Source organism: Cupriavidus sp. 22TCCZM01-5 (genome assembly GCF_057798915.1).
This window is the reverse complement of the sequence record NZ_JBYOJR010000033.1, coordinates 1-17,654: the sequence shown is the minus strand read 5'-3', so window position 1 is coordinate 17,654 and position 17,654 is coordinate 1. Positions and strand designations below refer to the sequence as shown.

Annotated in this window: 19 protein-coding genes; 9 read left to right on the top strand and 10 right to left on the bottom strand. The window is 67.7% G+C overall.

All coding sequences use genetic code 11. The features are described 5' to 3' along the window. Nucleotides 1-75 precede the first annotated feature (75 nt). The 4 genes from AC3FNH_RS25305 to alaC all read left to right on the top strand — a co-directional run bounded on the left by AC3FNH_RS25305 (nt 76) and on the right by alaC (nt 2,596). The gene (locus AC3FNH_RS25305) at nt 76-423 is read left to right on the top strand and encodes a hypothetical protein (RefSeq protein ID WP_488722061.1); all 348 of its coding nucleotides are present in this window, start codon (nt 76-78) and stop codon (nt 421-423) included. A 165-nt stretch (nt 424-588) separates the two neighbouring features. Further along, a complete protein-coding gene (locus AC3FNH_RS25300; protein ID WP_276101618.1) occupies nt 589-822 on the top strand; it encodes a type II toxin-antitoxin system Phd/YefM family antitoxin in 234 nt (77 codons plus the stop codon). Then, a complete protein-coding gene (locus AC3FNH_RS25295) occupies nt 819-1,214 on the top strand; it encodes a type II toxin-antitoxin system VapC family toxin (RefSeq protein ID WP_276101617.1) in 396 nt (131 codons plus the stop codon). The genes AC3FNH_RS25300 and AC3FNH_RS25295 overlap by 4 nt, the downstream gene beginning before the upstream one ends. Nucleotides 1,215-1,345: 131 nt before the next feature. Next, nucleotides 1,346-2,596, top strand: a complete 1,251-nt coding sequence (alaC, locus tag AC3FNH_RS25290; protein WP_488722013.1) for an alanine transaminase — start codon at nt 1,346-1,348, stop codon at nt 2,594-2,596. A 21-nt stretch (nt 2,597-2,617) separates the two neighbouring features. On the opposite strand, the gene AC3FNH_RS25285 is transcribed toward alaC, so the two are convergent. The 6 genes from AC3FNH_RS25285 to AC3FNH_RS25260 form a co-directional block, all read right to left on the bottom strand. Beyond that, nucleotides 2,618-3,283: a Crp/Fnr family transcriptional regulator gene (locus AC3FNH_RS25285; protein ID WP_488722012.1), complete on the bottom strand. Its 666-nt coding sequence runs from the start codon at nt 3,281-3,283 to the stop codon at nt 2,618-2,620. Between the two features lie 15 nt (nt 3,284-3,298). Further along, complete coding sequence (locus AC3FNH_RS25280) at nt 3,299-4,429, bottom strand: enoyl-CoA hydratase/isomerase family protein (protein WP_488722011.1); 1,131 nt, start codon at nt 4,427-4,429, stop codon at nt 3,299-3,301. Between the two features lie 9 nt (nt 4,430-4,438). Beyond that, entirely contained in the window at nt 4,439-5,209 is a 771-nt protein-coding gene (locus tag AC3FNH_RS25275; RefSeq protein ID WP_488722010.1) for an enoyl-CoA hydratase, read from the bottom strand. 12 nt (nt 5,210-5,221) lie between these two features. After that, nucleotides 5,222-6,115: a 3-hydroxyisobutyrate dehydrogenase gene (mmsB, locus tag AC3FNH_RS25270; RefSeq protein ID WP_488722009.1), complete on the bottom strand. Its 894-nt coding sequence runs from the start codon at nt 6,113-6,115 to the stop codon at nt 5,222-5,224. A 52-nt stretch (nt 6,116-6,167) separates the two neighbouring features. Beyond that, nucleotides 6,168-7,691 carry a CoA-acylating methylmalonate-semialdehyde dehydrogenase gene (locus AC3FNH_RS25265; RefSeq protein ID WP_488722008.1) on the bottom strand — a complete coding sequence of 508 codons (1,524 nt, stop codon included), beginning with the start codon at nt 7,689-7,691 and terminating at the stop codon, nt 6,168-6,170. Nucleotides 7,692-7,755: 64 nt separating this feature from the next. Continuing rightward, entirely contained in the window at nt 7,756-8,889 is a 1,134-nt protein-coding gene (locus AC3FNH_RS25260) for an acyl-CoA dehydrogenase family protein (protein ID WP_276101610.1), read from the bottom strand. Nucleotides 8,890-9,058: 169 nt separating this feature from the next. On the opposite strand from AC3FNH_RS25260, the gene AC3FNH_RS25255 reads away from it, so the two are divergent. Beyond that, entirely contained in the window at nt 9,059-10,075 is a 1,017-nt protein-coding gene (locus AC3FNH_RS25255) for an AraC family transcriptional regulator (RefSeq protein WP_276101609.1), read from the top strand. An 81-nt stretch (nt 10,076-10,156) separates the two neighbouring features. On the opposite strand, the gene AC3FNH_RS25250 is transcribed toward AC3FNH_RS25255, so the two are convergent. From AC3FNH_RS25250 to AC3FNH_RS25240, 3 genes are all read right to left on the bottom strand, one after another. Next, on the bottom strand, nt 10,157-10,309 hold the full coding sequence (locus AC3FNH_RS25250) for a hypothetical protein (protein WP_276101608.1): 153 nt from the start codon (nt 10,307-10,309) through the stop codon (nt 10,157-10,159). 352 nt (nt 10,310-10,661) lie between these two features. Further along, nucleotides 10,662-11,042 carry a cupredoxin domain-containing protein gene (locus tag AC3FNH_RS25245; protein WP_488722007.1) on the bottom strand — a complete coding sequence of 127 codons (381 nt, stop codon included), beginning with the start codon at nt 11,040-11,042 and terminating at the stop codon, nt 10,662-10,664. A 14-nt stretch (nt 11,043-11,056) separates the two neighbouring features. Further along, nucleotides 11,057-11,944 (bottom strand): metallophosphoesterase family protein, encoded by an 888-nt coding sequence (locus AC3FNH_RS25240; RefSeq protein ID WP_276101607.1) that lies wholly within the window; start codon nt 11,942-11,944, stop codon nt 11,057-11,059. 191 nt (nt 11,945-12,135) lie between these two features. On the opposite strand from AC3FNH_RS25240, the gene AC3FNH_RS25235 reads away from it, so the two are divergent. Together AC3FNH_RS25235 and AC3FNH_RS25230 are read left to right on the top strand one after the other, a co-directional pair. Then, nucleotides 12,136-12,756: an RNA polymerase sigma factor gene (locus AC3FNH_RS25235; RefSeq protein ID WP_276101606.1), complete on the top strand. Its 621-nt coding sequence runs from the start codon at nt 12,136-12,138 to the stop codon at nt 12,754-12,756. Next, nucleotides 12,746-13,540: an anti-sigma factor family protein gene (locus AC3FNH_RS25230; RefSeq protein ID WP_488722006.1), complete on the top strand. Its 795-nt coding sequence runs from the start codon at nt 12,746-12,748 to the stop codon at nt 13,538-13,540. Before AC3FNH_RS25235 ends, AC3FNH_RS25230 begins: the two co-directional genes overlap by 11 nt. A 25-nt stretch (nt 13,541-13,565) precedes the next feature. Here the strand turns inward: AC3FNH_RS25230 and AC3FNH_RS25225 are convergent, their stop codons facing one another. Further along, on the bottom strand, nt 13,566-15,257 hold the full coding sequence (locus AC3FNH_RS25225; RefSeq protein WP_488722005.1) for an MBL fold metallo-hydrolase: 1,692 nt from the start codon (nt 15,255-15,257) through the stop codon (nt 13,566-13,568). A 228-nt stretch (nt 15,258-15,485) separates the two neighbouring features. Between AC3FNH_RS25225 and AC3FNH_RS25220 the strand changes: the two genes are divergently transcribed. Together AC3FNH_RS25220 and AC3FNH_RS25215 are read left to right on the top strand one after the other, a co-directional pair. Then, complete coding sequence (locus AC3FNH_RS25220) at nt 15,486-15,860, top strand: short-chain fatty acid transporter (RefSeq protein ID WP_488722004.1); 375 nt, start codon at nt 15,486-15,488, stop codon at nt 15,858-15,860. Nucleotides 15,861-16,122: 262 nt separating this feature from the next. Next, on the top strand, nt 16,123-17,541 hold the full coding sequence (locus AC3FNH_RS25215; RefSeq protein WP_488722003.1) for a DUF1254 domain-containing protein: 1,419 nt from the start codon (nt 16,123-16,125) through the stop codon (nt 17,539-17,541). Nucleotides 17,542-17,654: the final 113 nt, after the last annotated feature.

Sequence of the window (17,654 nt, the reverse complement as noted above, 5' to 3'; positions counted from 1 at the left end):
ACTCGCAAGGAGGCTGCCGTGCCGTATCCTACTTCCGGCTGGGGAAGGTTGCAGGTTGCTGCGGCGGCGGGCGTCATGATGATGCTCGCCGCGTGCGCACCGGACTCGGTCCGCAACATCGAGGCCAAGGGTTTCAATGCCTATCTCGATTCGCTGAAGACCACCTGTCCCAATATGGTCGTCGGCAACAACAACATCAGCGAATGGCTGCGCCGCAGTGCCAGCACCGACGACGATGATTACGTCTACTGGCTGGACCAGACCTCCCGCCTTTACTACAAGCGGATTACGCCGGCGCAGTACCGGACCTCGGTCGGCGCGGCGCTGGGCGCTGGCAAGGCGGACACGCGCGCGCTCGACTGCATCATCCAGCACTTGCCGGCCGATCGGCCGACGAGTCCGCCCGGTGGAAAGTTGTTGTGACGCGGGCAGGCAAGTCTCCTCCCGCCTCCCGCCTCGCAGACGGACCGTCTTGCATGGGTCCTGCTGGCTTTAACAGACGAATCTCAACCTCATGTCGTAAAATGACTATTCACTATGGTCATATCAGGTGCGATGATGCGTTCGAAGAAAATTCGAGGGCTTACCATGCCGGGCATGCAGGTTTCCAAAACGGAATTCAAGGCGAAGGCGCTGGAGTACTTCCGGCAAGTCGAACAATCCGGCCAGCACGTGATCGTGACGGACCACGGCAAGCCTACGCTGGAAGTGCGTCCATTCCACGGCTTTGACCGGGAGCCGCTCGAAATCCTGTCCGGCACGGTCGTGCGCTATGACAACCCGACCGACCCGGTTGACGTCGACTGGGAGGCGGGCCAGTGATCGTGCTGGACACGCATGCCCTGGTCTGGTGGGCGAGCGCCAGCGCAGAGCTGAGTGCCAGAGCCAAGGCGGCGATCGACCGCGAATGTCAGGAAGGGCAGATCATCGTTTCCGCGATTTCAGCATGGGAGATCGCAATGCTGGTGGAACGCGACAAGCTCGCGCTGTCCATGGACGTGGAGAGCTGGCTCGACACGGTGTCGGAAATAGAAGCGGTCTGCTTCTTTCCGGTGGATGTCGATATCTCGATCAAATCGGTCCAGCTGCCGGGAGAGTTCCACAAGGATCCGGCAGACCGGATGATCGTCGCGACAGCGCGCAGGCTCGGAGCGCCCCTGGTAACGAGGGACGAGAAGATCCGTGCCTACAAGCACGTGAAGACGATCTGGTAGCGGCACGCTGCAGATCGGCGTCCCCCGTTGTGCAATCCCCATATCCCCGCTAACATGAGTCCCCGGCAGCCGAGACAGCGGTTGCCGACGTCGCTCGGACGGTTCCGGGCGCTTACGTAAAGGACTCCTTCATGACTGCCAGCTCTGGCAAGCGCCGCTTCGCGCGCATCGATCGCCTTCCCCCCTACGTTTTCAATATCACCGCCGAGTTGAAGATGGCCGCCCGCCGCCGTGGCGAGGACATCATCGACATGAGCATGGGCAACCCGGACGGGGCCACGCCGCCGCATATCGTGGCGAAGCTGGTGGAGGCCGCGCAGCGGCCGGATACGCATGGCTATTCCGCGTCGAAGGGCATTCCGCGGCTGCGCCGCGCAATTTCGCACTGGTACCGCGAACGTTATGACGTCGAAATCGATCCGGATACGGAAGCCATCGTCACCATCGGCTCGAAGGAAGGGCTGGCGCACCTGATGCTGGCTACGCTCGACCGCGGCGATTCCGTGCTGGTGCCGGACCCGAGCTACCCGATCCACATCTATGGCGCGGTGATTGCCGGAGCCGATATCCGCTCGGTGCCGCTGGTGCCTGGCGTCGATTTCTTCGCGGAACTGGAGCGCACCATCCGCGGCAGCTACCCGAAGCCCAAGATGATCGTGCTCGGCTTCCCGTCGAACCCGACGGCGCAATGCGTGGAGCTGGATTTCTTCGAGCGCGTGATCGCGCTGGCGCGCAAGCACGACATCTTCGTGGTGCACGACCTGGCCTATGCCGACATCGTCTTCGACGGCTGGAAGGCACCGTCGATCATGCAGGTGCCTGGCGCCAAGGACATTGCGGTGGAGTTCTTCACGCTGTCCAAGAGTTACAACATGGCCGGCTGGCGCATTGGTTTCATGGTCGGCAACCCGGACCTCGTCGCCGCGCTCACCCGCATCAAGAGCTATCACGACTATGGCACGTTCACCCCGGTCCAGGTGGCGGCCATTGCCGCGCTGGAAGGCGACCAGGCATGCGTGAAAGAGATCGCGGCACACTACCAGTCGCGCCGCGATGTGCTGGCGAAGGGGCTGATCGAATCGGGCTGGCTGGTGGATATCCCGAAGGCGTCGATGTATATCTGGGCGCGGATTCCCGAGCCGTATCGCGCGCTGGGCTCGCTGGAGTTCTCCAAGCAGCTGCTGGCCAAGGCGAAGGTCTCGGTCTCGCCGGGCATCGGCTTTGGCGACTATGGCGACGAGTACGTACGCTTCGCGCTGATCGAGAACGAAGCCCGCATCCGGCAGGCGGTGCGCGGCATCAAGGCGATGTTCCGTGCCGACGGGCTGGTCAGGGTGCCGGCGGCCGAGCATGCGGACGGGCACGGCAAGGGCAAGGCCTGAGGGCCAGGCCCGGGCCTGCGTTCAGAACTCGCGCAGGCCTTCCAGGTCGAGCACATGCACCGTGCCGTAGTCGATCCTTACCAGCCCCTCCCGTTCCAGCACCTTGAGCGCGGCATTGGCCCGCTGGCGTGAAATACCCGCCAGCAGGCCGACTTCCTCCTGCGTCAGTTCGAGCGCCGGGTCAAGTCCCGGGCACAGCACCGGATTGAACAGCGCCGCGAGCGAGCGCGCGATTCGGCCTTCCACGCCGTGCAGCCGTTCATGTTCGACCGTGGCAATGAACAGGCCCAGCCGCTCGTTGAGCTGGCCGATCAGGTAGCGGTTGAAAGGCAGGCTGGTTTCCTGCAGCCAGCGGAACGTGGCGGCGGGCAGGCAGGCAATGCGCGAATCGCGCAACGCCACCACGTCATAGCGCCGCGCTTCCTGCTTGAGCAGTGATCCTTCGCCAAGCCAGCCGCCGGCCGGCACGCCAGTCAGCGTGGCGCGCTTGCCGGTGGGCGCGGCGCAATGGACCTTGACCAGCCCGTGCGCGACGCCCAGCCAGTAGTCAGCCGGCGCCCCCTTGCGGGCAACATAGGCGCCCGGCGGCACGTTGCGCTCGCGCAAGTCGGCACGCATGCGCTGCCACTGCTCGGGCGTCAGCGCGCTCGCCCATGGGCTGCGCGCAAGCAGCGCGTCGAGGCTCATCGCAGGTGCCGCGTGTCAATCCAGCCTGTGCAAGGGATCGTCGCCCGGCTGCCACCAGCGCGCGAACAGCGCCTCGACCGCACTGCGATCCACGCCCGTGTAGCTGTCCACGCGCCAGCGCGGCGCGTTGTCCTTGTCGACGATCAGCGCGCGCACGCCCTCGATGAAATCCCCGCGCGTGAACGATTGCACCACCACGGCCAGTTCCATGCGGAAGCAGTCGGCCAGGTCGAGCCGGCGGCCGCGCAGCAACAGCTCGCGCGTGGCACACGCGGCCAGTGGCGAGCGCTTGCGCAGCGTGTCCGCCGTGCGCGCGGCCCACTCGGCGTAGCGCGGATCGTCCTGGCCGGCCAGGCCGGCAATGATCTCGGGGAGTGCCGCGTCGGCCGGGAAATGCCGCAGCAGCGCCGGCAGCACGGCAAGCAGCGGTGCGTCCGCCGCGCTGCAGATCGGCTCGCGCACCAGCGCGCGGCGCAGGTCGTCGAGCGGCTGGCCACTCCAGCACACGGCCGCCAGCGTATCTTCGAGGCCGGCCAGCGTCACGCTGTTGACCGCGGCATCCGCCAGCCCGCACAGCAAGGCATCCTCCGCACCAATGGTCACACCGGTCAGGCCGAGATAGAGCGCCAGCTGGACCGGCATCTTCGACAGGAAATGGCTTGCGCCGACATCGGGCACGAGGCCGATCCCGGTTTCAGGCATGGCCACGCGCGAACGTTCGGTGACGATGCGCAGCTGAGTGGCCTGCGACAGGCCCATGCCGCCGCCCATGACGATGCCGTCCATCAGCGCCACGACCGGCTTGGGATAGCGGTGCAAGCGGTAATCGAGCTGGTATTCGTCGATGAAGAACTGCCGCTGCAGCGGCGTGCCGTTGCGATGGCTGTCGTACAGCGCGCGGATGTCGCCGCCCGCGCAGAACGCCTTGGGCCCGGCGCCGCGCAACACCACGGCTTCGATATCTTCCTGTCCGGCCCACGCATCGAGCTGTGCGGACAGCATCGTGACCATCGGGTAGGACAGCGCATTGAGCTGGCGCGGCCGGTTCAGCGTCACCAGGCCGACGCGGTTGATGACCTGGAACAGGACTTCCGGTTCGGTGTCGGCCGGCGGGCTGGCAGGGGCGTTTTCCGGTGTCAGTCGCATGACGGGTTCCTAGGCATTGCGCCATTGCGGCGCGCGCTTCTGCAGGAAGGCGTTGACGCCTTCGCGCTGGTCCTCGCCGTCGAACAGGTCGACAAAGCGCTCGCGCTCCAGTGCCAGCGCGGCCTGGCGCGGCACGCCCTGGCGTGCCAGGTGCACTAGCCGCTTGCTGTAGGCCGCCGCGCGCGGGCTCACGGCGCAGGCGCGTTCGGCCATGGCCAGCGCGGCGTCCAGCGCCTTGCCGCGCGGCACGACTTCTTCCACCAGGCCAATGCGCAGTGCGGTGGTGGCATCCACGCGCTCGTTGGTCAGGATCATGCGCTTGGCCCAGCCTTCGCCGACCAGCCACGGCAGGGTCTGCGTGCCGCAGCCGCATGGCAACAGGCCGACGCTGGCCTCGGGCAACGCCATCTGCGCCTGTTCCTCGGCAATGCGCACATCGCAGGCGAGCGCGCATTCGAGCCCGCCGCCCATGGCGTAGCCATTGATGGCGGCAATCACGAGCGGCCGTGCATTCTGCAGCGCTTCAAACGCCGCGCCGAAGTGCTGCGCCATCACGCGCGCATGGGCGCGGTCGCCTTCGGCGAAGCCGTTGAGGTCCGCGCCGGCACTGAAGAAACGGTCTCCGCTGCCGGTGATGACGACGGCGCGGACTTCCGGGTTCGTGTCAATGCTGGCGACAAGATCATGCAGCTGCTGCAGCCCCTCCGCCGTGAAGGCATTGGCCGGCGGGCGGCTGAGCGTGAGGCGGGCAATGTGCCCATCGATGGCGAATTCGATCATGGCTGGTTTCCGTCACGCCCCGGTCTTGGGCTGGTATTGCCGGATCACCCCGGAGAAATCAAGCTGGCCGTCACCAGCCTGGCTCATGGCCTGATACAGCTGCTGTGCCAGCGCGCCGAGAAACAGCGGCTGCTTCACGCTGCGCGCGGCATCGGCCGCCAGCCCCAGGTCCTTGAGCATCAGCTCGGCGCCAAAGCCGCCCGTGTAGCCGCGCGAAGACGGCGCGGTCTCGATCACGCCAGGGTAGGGGTTGTAGGTATCCGACGACCAGCAGCGGCCGGTCGAGGTGTTGACGATGCCCGCCAGCACATTGGCGTCGATGCCCAGCCGCACGCCGAGCGCCATGGCCTCGGACACGCCGATCATCGAGATCCCCAGGATCAGGTTGTTGCAGATCTTGGCGACCTGGCCGGTGCCGGTGTCACCGCAATGGACCAGGTTGCGGCCCATGTTGGCGAGCACCGGCTTGACCTGCTCGAACAGCGCCGGCGTGGCGCCGACCATGAAGGTCAGCGTACCGGCCTGTGCGCCGCCGGTGCCGCCGGACACCGGCGCATCGGCCAGCGCATTGCCGTGCGCCGCGGCGGCGGCCGCCAGCTCGCGCACAGTGGCCGGGTCGATGGTGCTGGAGTCGACCAGCGGCACGCCGCGGCGCACACCCGCCAGCACGCCGTCCTCGCCAAGATAGGCCGCGCGGACATGCGCGGCCGCGGGCAGCATGGTGATGACGAAGTCGGCCTCCGCCACCGCCTTGCGCGCGGAATCGGCCGAGGCCGCGCCTTCGGCGCACAGCGAGGCCACGGCAGCCGCGCTGAGGTCGAACACGGTCAGCGTGTGGCCGGCCTTGAGCAGGTTGCGCGCCATGGGGGCGCCCATGTTGCCGAGGCCGATGAAGGCGATATGCATGTCGGGTCTCCTGGATATGGTCTGGCGGAATGTGGCGGCGCAGCGGTGCCGCTTACTTCAGGCTGATGGTCGTGTTCACGCCATCATTCACGGTGGCGTCGTCGAACCAGCGTGCCGTGACGGTCTTGGTCTGGGTGTAGAACTGCACCACCTGCTTGCCGTACGGGCCCAGGTCGCCGAGCTTGGAGCCGCGCGAGCCGGTGAAGCTGAAGTAGGGCACGGGCACCGGGATCGGAATGTTGATCCCCACCTGGCCGACGTCGATCTCGCTCTGGAACTTGCGCGCCGCCGCGCCGCTCTGCGTGAACACGCCAGTGCCGTTGCCGAACGGGTTGCGGTTGACCAGCGCGATGGCCTCGTCCAGCGTATCGACGCCGATGACCACCAGCACCGGCCCGAAGATCTCGTTGGTGTAGATCGACATCTCGGTCGTCACATCGGTGAAGATGGTCGGGCCGATGAAATTGCCTTGCGGGTAGCCCGGCACCTCGACGTTGCGGCCATCGAGCGCCAGGGTGGCGCCTTCCTTCTCGCCGGAAGCGATCAGGCCGAGGATGCGCTCCTTGGCCGCAACCGAAACCACCGGACCGACATCGGTACCGGCTTGCGCGCCGGCGCCGACCTTGAGCGTCTTCGCCTTGGCTACGAGGTCCGGCACCCATTCGCGCGCGGCACCGACCAGCACCACGACCGAGGTGGCCATGCAACGCTGGCCGGCAGCACCGAAGCCTGCGCCGGCGAGCGCGTTCAGGGTTTGCTCCTTGTGCGCGTCGGGCAGCACCACGGCGTGATTCTTGGCGCCCATCATCGACTGCGCGCGCTTGCCGTGCGCACTGGCCAGGTTGTAGACGTGGGTGCCGACCGCGGTCGAGCCGACGAAGGACACGGCCTTGATATCAGGGTGCGTGCACAGGGCGTCCACCACCTCCTTGGCACCTTGCACCACGTTCAGCACGCCCGGCGGCACGCCGGCTTCGACGGCCAGCTTCACCAGCTCCATGGTCGACAGCGGATCCTGCTCCGACGGCTTGAGCACGAAGGTATTGCCGCAGACGATGGCCATCGGGAACATCCACAGCGGGATCATGGCCGGAAAGTTGAACGGCGTAATGCCGGCGCACACGCCGATCGGCTGCTGCAGCGTATAGGTATCGACCGTGGCGGCCACGTTCTCGGCAAAGCCGCCTTGCTGCAGCGTGCCGATCGAGCACGCATGCTCGACCACCTCCAGGCCGCGGAAGATGTCGCCTTCCGCATCGGCCAGCGTCTTGCCCTGTTCGGCCGTGAGGATGGCCGCGATGCGCTTGCTGTGTTCGCGGATGAGTGCCTGGTAGCGCAGCATGATGCGCAGGCGAGCGCCGATGGGCGTATGGCGCCAGGTGGCAAAGGCGCGGTGTGCCGAATCCACGGCCGCGGCGACTTCGCTGGCGGTGGCCAGCGGTACGCGCGCCAGGACTTCCTGCGTGGCGGGGTTGACCACGAGGCGGAATTCCGTGGCGGAGGACTCCACCCACTCGCCATTGATCAGCAGCGGGACGGTCGGAACGGCGTTGGCAGTCTGGGGCAGTGCACTCATGATGTCTCCGGTCGGTTCTGGATTGGAATGCGGGTTGAAGCGGGTTCGATGGGGCCAGTCGGTACTACAGGCTGCGCGCGATCAGCATGCGCTGGATCTCGCTGGTGCCTTCGTAGATCTGCGTGATGCGCGCGTCGCGGTAGTGGCGCTCGACGGGGTAGTCCTCCAGGTAGCCGTAGCCGCCGTGGATCTGCAGCGCCTTGGAGCAGACCCGCTCGGCCAGCTCGGACGCATAGAGCTTGGCCTGCGATGCTTCCGACAGGCATGGCAACCCTTGCGTGCGCATGCGCGCGGCGCGATGCACGAGCAGCCGCGCGGCATTGAGTTCGGTGGCCATGTCGGCCAGCATGTTGGCGATCGGCGGGTGCTCGCGCAGCGGCCGGCCGAACTGCACGCGCTCGGACGCATAGCGGCACGCGGCCTCGAACGCCGAACGCGCGATGCCGATGGCCTGTGCGGCAATGCCGATGCGCCCGCCTTCCAGGTTGGACAGGGCGATGCGCAGGCCCTCGCCGGGCTCGCCCAGCAGCGCGTCATGAGGCACTTCGCAATCATCGAGCGTGATGGCGCAGGTGTCCGAGGCGCGGATGCCCAGCTTCTTCTCGGGCGCGTGAACGATAAAGCCCGGCGTGTCCGTCGGCACCAGGAAGGCGGAGATGCCCTTCTTGCCGAGTTCCGGCTCGGTGGCGGCGAATACCACGGCTACGCCGGCGCGCTGGCCGTTGGTGACGAACTGCTTGCTGCCGTTCAGCACCCAGCCGCGCTCGGTGGGCCGGGCGCGCGTGCGCAGGTTGTGGGCTTCGGAGCCCGCCTGCGGCTCGGTCAGGCAGAAGGCGCCGATCACTTCACCGCTGGCCAGGCGCGGCAGGTAGCGCTGCTTCTGGGCGTCGGTGCCGTAGTGCAGCACCGGCCCGCAGCCTACCGAGTTGTGCACGCTCATGAGCGTGGCGCATGCGGCGCAGCCGGCGGCGATTTCCTCGATGGCCAGCGCATAGGCCACGTAGTCGGTATAGGTGCCGCCCCATTCCTCCGGCACGATCATGCCCAGCAGGCCCAGCGCGCCCATGGCGGCGACCACGTCTTCGGGCAGCCGGCCGGCGCGGTCCCATTCGGCGGCGCCCGCGGCAAGGCGCTCGCTGGCGAAGGCGCGCGCGCTGTCGCGGATCATGGTTTGCTCTTCGGTGTAGTCGCTGTGCATGGCAGGGGGCGCGGCTGGCGCGATTGAGTGGGTCTGTGGCGGTCTTCAGGTGGAACAGGCGCAGTGTAGAAACCGCCTGCCGCCGCTCCTATGCCAAAATCCGCCATTCTTGATGAACTCGAATGCCATCCGACCGGCGCCCAGCGGCTGCCTGGAGCATGGCCGCACCATGGAAAAAGGCAGCGTCGCGATTTGCTTTGTCCACCACGCCATCTCCGGGCTGGCTGCCCGCGGGCTGGATCCCGAGCCGGTGCTGCGCCGTGCCGGCATTGCGTCTGCGCTGCTGGAGGTGCCGCAGGCGCGCGTCTCCACGGCCAGCTACAGCGACCTGTGGATGGCCGTGGCCGCCGCGCTCGACGATGAATTCTTCGGGCAGGACTCGCGCAGCATGAAGTGCGGCAGCTTTGCCATGCTGTGCCACGCGGTCGCAGGCAGCCGCACCTTCGCCCAGGCACTGGAACGTGTCGCGCGCTATTTCGGCTTGCTGCTCGACGACATTGGTGTCCGGCTCGAGCGGCACGGTGACCGCGCGGCGCTGGTGCTTACCGCGCCGTGCGCGGCACAGGGCCGGCTGCCGGGCATATTCGCCCAGGAAACCATGCTAATCATGCTGCAGGGCCTGATGAGCTGGCTGCTCCACCGCCGCGTGCCGATCCTGCTGGCGTCGTTTGCCTATGCCGAGCCGCCATACGGGGCGGAGTACCGGATCATGTACTCGCGCCAGACAGCGTTCGGGCAGCCGGCCACGGCGCTTGTGTTCGACGCCTGCCTGCTCGACCAGCCCGTGCGGCAGGACGAGCGCAGCCTGAAGTCATTCCTGCGCGATGCACCGCACAACGTGGTCGTGAAGTATTCGGACCGCAGCAGCGTGGCGGCGCGCGTGCGCCGCCAGTTGCGCAACCAGCGGCCCGAGCAGTGGCCGACGTTCGAGGCGCTGGCGTTGAGCCTGAACCTGTCGGCGTCGTCGCTGCGGCGGCGCCTGATGGACGAAGGCGCAAGCTACCAGGAGCTCAAGGACCAGCTTCGGCGCGACCTGGCGATCGATGCGCTGAGCCGTACCGGCAAGCCCGTGGCGGACATTGCCGCGGAACTGGGCTTCGCAGAGCCCGGCGCGTTTCATCGCGCCTTCCGGCGCTGGACCGGGTCGCGGCCCGGCGCGTACCGCGGCACGGCAGCCGAAAGCTGAGCCGCGCGGCGCGCGGGGCGGCGGTCCAGGCCAGTGGAAGGTCGTGACGCCATCGGGCCGGCTTTCAGGGGCCTCACCCTGTCAGTCGCCGCGTCGCAAAGGGGGCTCGCGTTCGGGTTCGACGGACGGCTCGGCGCGCAGGGCCGGGTCATGCTTCAGCGACCAGCGCGCGGCCAATAGCAACGCCATGAGCAGGGCGACCATATAGGCGCCCAGCGACGTTATGTATTCCATGTCTGACCCCTTCTGGATGCCGGCTCTATGGACCGGTCGTGAAGATATTATGAAAAGCGGAGCCTAACCCTACATCACCTGTTTGGGGGTTGCCCCACCAGCGTGGGGGAAGCGGCGTGGATCAGATCACTGGCGATCGCTACGGCGGCTTGTTGGCATGCATGGCGCTACTCGCCTCGGCCAGTGGCGCGTCGCGCTGGCATGTTGCCGGGCGCGCGAGCCGAGCCCTCAGGCGACGACTGCTACCACGTGTGCCCGCATCCGGCCCTCGATGGGGCCGGATATCCGTGTCCGTGCCAGGGGGCCGGCGGCAGCAACGGTAGCACTGATGGGCCAGGCTGCGACACGCGATTCAACGAATCTCGATTTGTCCATTCATCGATTCGTGCCCCGATCCGCAGAAGATGTCGCAGAGGAACAGGTGCGACCCCGCCGCCGTGGCGTGGATGGGGACCTCCACCTTCTTGCCGGGCGGCAGGTCGGCGCGGATGCCAAGGTCGGGCACGCTGAAACCCATGATGACGTCCAGCGCCGTCAGTTCGAGAATCACCGATTCATTCTGGCGCAGCGCAATACGGTCCGGGGTGAACACAAAGCGTCGCGCGGTGACGGCGATGCGGCGCGGCTCAGCGGCCGACGCGGTCCAGAACGGGACCGTGGCCGCCAGTGCCGCCAGCCAGGCAAGGCTGCGGCGGCGCGCGGGTTGGAAGGGCGTTTGCTCGATCATCGTCATTCTCCTTTGGGGCCTCAGCCGGTAACGGGCCGCTCATCCAGCGCCAGGCGCAACGGTGCCTGTTGCGTCCTGACCTGGCGCCACCCAAGTCCGCGGTAAGGGTGTTCGGCATCCCACGGCACGGGCTGGCGCATCGGCTGCGAGGCCGGCGGCGGCAGCGGGAACATCAGCGAACGTGCGGCGTGGTGGGCAATGTGGCCGGTCTGGTGGTGGTGTTCCTGGTGGATGTGGCCGTAGAAGACCGTGACGTTGCGGTACGGATCGAGGCGCTGCAGGACGTCGGCGCCGTCGCGCGTCGCCCAGTCCCATTGCGGATACAGGTCGAACAGCGGCCGGTGCGTGAACACGACGATCGGGGCGTCGCGCTGCTGGCGCGACAGGTCCGAGGCCAGCCACTCGAGCTGGGCCGTGCCGACGCGCCCGGCCGGATCGGACACATTGTCCAGGACGATGAAGTGAACGCCCTGGTGGTCAAAGGTGTAATGCGTGCGGCCGAAGAACTCCTGGAAGGCCTCGCCGCGATCGAGGCTGGCATCGTGCTCGCCCGGCATCAGGTAGCGGGTCTTGACCTGGAGCGTGTCGATCTGCGCTTTCACTTCACGCATGCGCCGGCGCCGCTCGTCCGGATCGTCGGTCGTATGGGTCAGGTCGCCCGTAAAGACGATGAAATCTGGCGGGGCGGGCAGCGCATTGACTGCCGCGATGGCCTTGGGCAACGTGCCGCGCGCATCAGGGTTGGGCGGGCCCTGGAAGCCCCAGTGCAGGTCGGAAAGCTGCACGAAGTAGAAATCCTTGCCGGGCGTGGCGGCCCAGCCGGGCAGGGTGGACGCCAGCACGGCGCCGCCTGCAGCGGCGGCAAGGCGCAGGAAATCGCGCCGGTTGGGAGCGGAATTCGTGGGCATGGTGTTCTCCTTGGGGAGCGAGGCGCGAGGCCGATGCCTGTCATACCGCGCGCGGACCGTTTCTATTCCCGCGCCGCTGCCGGCGCACTGGAAAACCGGTGCAACGGAATAAACTGGTACCGACGCCGGTAAACACCGGCGAGGGCGGAGGCCAAAGCGCGGACTCCGCAAGGTCCGGGCAAAGGAGTGCCGTGAACGCCGCTGACGAACGCCGCCGGTTTGCCGAGGTAGTCCTGCCGCACCTGGATGCGGCCTACAACCTTGCGCGGTGGCTCAGCGGCGGTGCTGCCGAGGCGGAGGACGTGGTGCAGGAGGCGCTGCTGCGCGCCTACACCTACTTCGGCAGCTACCACGGCGACCGGCCGCGGCCGTGGCTGCTGGCCATCGTGCGCAATACCTGGTTTTCCGCATGGAGCCGCAACCGGCCTGCCCGCGAGGCCGCGCTCTACGAGGACGGCACCGATGTGGCGCAGGCCTGGCCCGGGTGGCAGGATGCCGGCGAGCGCGAGCCGCTGTGCTGCCTGTTGCGCGCCGAAGACGTGCGCCTGGTCCATGAGGCACTGGCGCGCTTGCCCGCTCCACTGCGGGAGGTGATCGTCCTGCGCGAACTGGAGGACATGTGCTACCGCGATATTGCGCAGGTTGCCGCCATCCCGCTTGGCACGGTCATGTCGCGGCTGGCCCGCGCGCGGCATGCGCTGGCCGCCGCGGTGGCGGCGCTGCGCGGGGAGCGGCCCGGAGTGCCGGCGGCGGATCCGGCCCGGGTGGATGGCCTGGCAGGAACGGCCGGGGAGGTGGGCAATGGACTGTAATGAGGCTCGCTGGCTACTGCATGCCAGCGCGGACGGGGAGCTGGGCCCGGCCGACCTGGCGCGGCTGGAGCCGCACCTGGCGTCCTGTTCCGCCTGCGCCGCGGAGATTGCCCGTATCCGCGCCTTGCGCGACGCCGTGCGCGAAGGCGCCACCTATCATCGCGCCGACGGCGAACTGCGTGCCCGGCTGATGGCAAGCCTGCCAGCGCCGCCGCAGCAGGCTGCCCGCCCAAGCCGGGGCTTGGGCAAGTGGTTCACCTGGGGTAGTCCGGCCGGGCTCGGTCTCGCGCTGGCGATGGTGGTCGCGGTCGCGCTCGGGGTCGGACAACTGGCCAGGGTCCGGTATGACGAGGACGCCGTGGCGCGCGAGATCGTGGGCAGCCACGTCAGGGCACTGCTTTCGGGGCGGCCGCTCGACGTGGCGTCGCTGGACCAGCACACGGTCAAGCCCTGGTTCAACGGGCGGCTGGACTATGCGCCAGTCGTGCGCGACATGGCGGCGCAGGGCTTCGTGCTGGCCGGCGGCAGGCTGGATTATGTCGATGGCCGTCCGGTGGCCGTGGTGGTCTACCGGCGCAACCGGCATCCGGTCGACGTGTTCGTCTTCCCTGAAGGCGCGGCGGGACTGCCCCCGAAAGTATCGGGTTCGCGGCAGGGCTACGAGCTCGAGAGCTGGGACGCGGACGGCATGCGCTTCCTGGCCATTACCGATGCCTCCGCCGACGACCTGCATGCGCTGCGCCGGGCCTGGGAGGCAGGCGCGCCTGCCGCGCCGCAGCGATAGCAGCCCGGCGGGCAGGCGGAGCGAGTCAGGCGCTCTGCCAGCGGCTATCCGCTTCGACAGCCTTGCCGTCCGCGGCCAGCTTGAGCAGGTGTGCCAGCAGAGAGCGCTGGGCCACCGGGTACATGCGCTCCGGCACATCGTCATAGACGCGCGGCAGCAACGCCTCGATCGGGGCCGGACCGAGATCGCGCAGCGCGTTGAGCACCTTGGCCTCGCGGTGCAGGCGGTGGCGCATGAGCAGGCGGATGGCTTCCTGCGGGCGCGCGATCAGGAAGCCGTGGCCCGGCGCCAGCCATTCCAGGTCTTCGTCCTGCAGCGCGGCCAGCGAATCGAGGTAGGCGCGCATATCGCCATCGGGCGGGGCGATGACGACCGTGGAACCCTGCATGACATGGTCGCCGGTGAAGAGGGTCTTCTCTTGTTCCAGCAGGTAGCAAAGATGGTTCGATGCATGGCCCGGCGTATGGATGACGCGCAGCGTGCAGTCGTCGCCAATGGCGATGCGTTCGCCATGCTGCAGCTCGCGCGCGGCGGCAAAGGCGGTGTCCTGCCATTGCGTGGCCGGCGCGGCGCGGCCGAGCACCGTCGCGCCCGTGGCGGCCTGCAGCGCGGGCGCCGCGGGCGAGTGGTCCATATGGGTGTGCGTGACGACGATCCAGCGGATCGGGCCCGGCGCGGCCGCGAGCACGGCCTGCACATGGGCGGCATCGTCGGGGCCGGGATCGATCACGGCCCACTCGTTGCGCGCGCCGCCGCCCACCAGGTAAGTATTCGTGCCCGGACCCGTCATCACGCTGCCGTTGTTGGCGGTGACGCGCCAGACCCGCCCGGAAAGCTGCACGGGCTCGCCCGGCGCCAGTTCATAGCGCGCGTGGGCCCTGCCGTCCGGGTCGATGCGGCCGATCTCGGCATAGCAGGACTCGTTGGGCATGACCGGGCGTACGCCCGCCGCGCCCTGGGCCAGCCGCGGCATGATGCAGGCTATGTCGCGCAACTGCGAGGTACTGGCAAAACAGTCCTGCGCGGTCTCGAAATGGGCAATGGATTGCAGCGTGCGGCGCGTGACATGCATCATCGGCAGGCCGCTGGCCGCGTCCGCCGCTTCGCCGGGGCGAATCCAGCGGTGTTCGACGATCTCCATGCCATCGTGGACGACAACCTGGCCGGCGGGCGCGATCGCGACGAAAAAGCGTGTGTCGAAGCGCTTGGGCAAGCCCGGGGGCGTAAGCCAGTAGCTGTGGTAGGCCAGGCGGTCCGCTGCCAGGCGCAGGCCCAGTTCGGCGCACGCATGCGCCAGGCCGGAGCCGCCGCGCTGCACTGCCTGGCGCAGGAAATCCTGCTTCGCGGCATCCAGGTGCCCTGGAGCCAGCATCTCGCCGTCGCGATGGTAGGCCAGCAGCAAGCCGGCCTCTTCGAAGCACTCGCGCACGGCCGCCAGATAGAAGTCCAGGCCGTTGGCCGGCAGGTTCAGGCGCTCGCTGGCCGCGGCGTCGTCCAGCCCTGCGGCATGGACATGCAGGGCCTGGTCTTGCGGATCCAGCGTGCCGCCGGGAAACACGTAGGCGCCGCTGCTGCGGTCGTTGGCGCGCTCGACGCGCCGTACCAGCAGGACTTCCATGCCCTGCGGGCCATCGCGCACCACCAGCAGGCTGGCAGCGGCGCGCAACAGGGTAGACGGTTTGGCGGCTTGGATCGGGTTTGTCTCTGTCGTTGTCATTGTGTCGGCGCGCTGGCCGGGCCGCGCGGCAGGATGTGGCAGGACCGGTCTCGCGCCGGTGCGTTCGTGCGAGGTTTCGTCGCATGCAGGGCCATAGTGTAGCGGCCCTGGACGGTTCGCTCTGCTCCGGGGATTTCCGCATGGTGGCACCGGTGCACTCGGTGTGCCTTTGGCATTTCCAGCCGGAGGGCCTACTCTGATTGCTGTACTGCACATTGAGAAGGGAGGATGCCCGCTGTGTTCCGAGCCTCGACCCTATGCCTGGCCTTCGCATTGCTCGTGGCCGCATGCGAGACGCCGCCGCAGCAGGCAGGCCGCCCCGCGCCGCGCCCGGCGGCGGAGCCCAGGATCGTGCCCAAAGTGGCAGCCGAAGCCTGCGAGCAGGCCGTCACCAGCAATGTCAGGAAGGGACACCCCGAGCCCGGCAGCATCTTCCTGCTGGAGGACCGCGAGCAGGTCAGCCCACGTCCCGGCGGCATCGCCGCGGTCACCGGCGAGGGCACATTCGAGCCTGACAACAGCCATGCCTCGATCGGATTCCGCTTCACCTGCCTCTACAACGGGCGCACGGCCCGCGTGGACGACGTGCAGTTGCGCTATTGAGGCGCCGCATGCCAGGCCATCCGGCGAGATGGCCGTGGCGCAATGCAATCTGTTGCAGCATGCCGACAGTTGACCAGTCAGTGCGCCTTTGCGGGCGGCGGTTGGTTCGCTTCCACTCGCATCCCTGCGTCGGAGGAATTGACACGTTCGGGACGTACGCACATGATTCGGACGGAATAGATGCGCCTCCGGGGTAACTTGGCACCATGACATTTGCCGACCCCGCAAGAAGGTCGCCAGAACAAATTTGGGAATCGGGGTCATGAATCCTTCCATCCGCCAAATGGCGGGCGTCGCGGCGCTTGCCGTCCTCCTCGGCGCTTGCTCCAGCACGCATGAACCGGCCACGGCGCCGCTTGCCACCGTTCAGTCGCCGTCGAACCAGGCCATGAAGGCCCTGTCCGCCGAGATCTTCACCTACGCCTACCCGCTGGTGCTGATGGACGTGACACGCGAGCTGATGAGCGTGCGCACGCCCCCGAACACCTTCAGCCACAAGCGCACTTTCCCGGATGCCAGCTTCACTGAAGTGGTCACCCCCAATGCCGACACGCTGTATTCATCGGCCTGGCTGGACTTGTCCAGGGAGCCCGTGGTGCTGTCCGTGCCCGATACCCGCGGCCGCTACTACCTGATGCCGATGATGGACGCGTGGACCAACGTCTTTGCCTCGCCTGGCAAACGCACCACCGGCACGCAGCGTGGCAATTTCGTCATCACCGGCCCGGGCTGGGAAGGGCCGTTGCCCAAGGGCATGAAGCAGATCCAGTCGCCCACGGCCATGGTCTGGCTGCTCGGGCGCACGCAGGCCAACGGCAAGAAGGATTTCCCCGCCGTGCACCGGCTGCAGGACCAGTACCGGCTGACGCCGCTGTCCGCCTGGCAGATGGGGGTGCGCGCGGCGCAGGAAAAGCCGGCGCCGCGTTCGCCGACGCTGGACACGCAGACCCCGCCGGTCGAGCAGGTCGCGGCCATGGACGCGCAGGCGTTCTTCAGCCGGTTTGCCAGCCTGTTGCCCGCCAATCCGCCCGCCGCGGCCGACGCCGCCATGGTGGAGAAAATGCGCCGCATGGGACTGGAGCCGGGCGTACCGTTCAAGACCACGGTGCTCGAACCCGCCACCGCGCGCGCCGTGCAGGAAGGGGCCACCGCCGCGCTGCAGGCGATCTCCGAGATGTCCCGCAAGGGCAACGCCGATGCCGGCAACGGCTGGGTCATGCACCGTGATCTGGGCAACTACGGCACCAACTACGGGCGCCGCGCGGTCACCGCCATGGTCGGGCTTGGCGCCAACCTGCCGGAAGACGCGATCTATGCCTCGACCCGGACCGATGCCGCGGGCAAGGCGCTGCAAGGCAGTTCCAGCTATGTGCTGCACTTTGCCAAGGACCAGCTCCCACCCGCCAGGGCATTTTGGTCGCTGTCGCTGTACAACCAGCGCCAGGCCTTCGTCGAGAATCCGATCGGCCGCTACGCCATCGGCAGCCGGGACCGCTTGCGCTACAACCGCGACGGTTCGCTCGATATCTATATCCAGCATGAGCGCCCGGAGCGCGCCAAGGTGGCTAACTGGCTGCCGGCGCCGCCCGATGCGCTCAATATGACATTGCGTGCCTACTGGCCGGAACAGGCGCTGCTCGATGGCACGTGGATGCCGCCGGCGGTTGAGAGGGCGAATTGAGTTTAGGTGGGTCGCCGGGCGGAACGGGGTTGTCGGGCTTGGCATGCGCCGCTGTTTCGCCGGCGTAGCCGGCGAGTCACTTTTTGTCCGAGCGACAAAAAGTAACCAAAAAG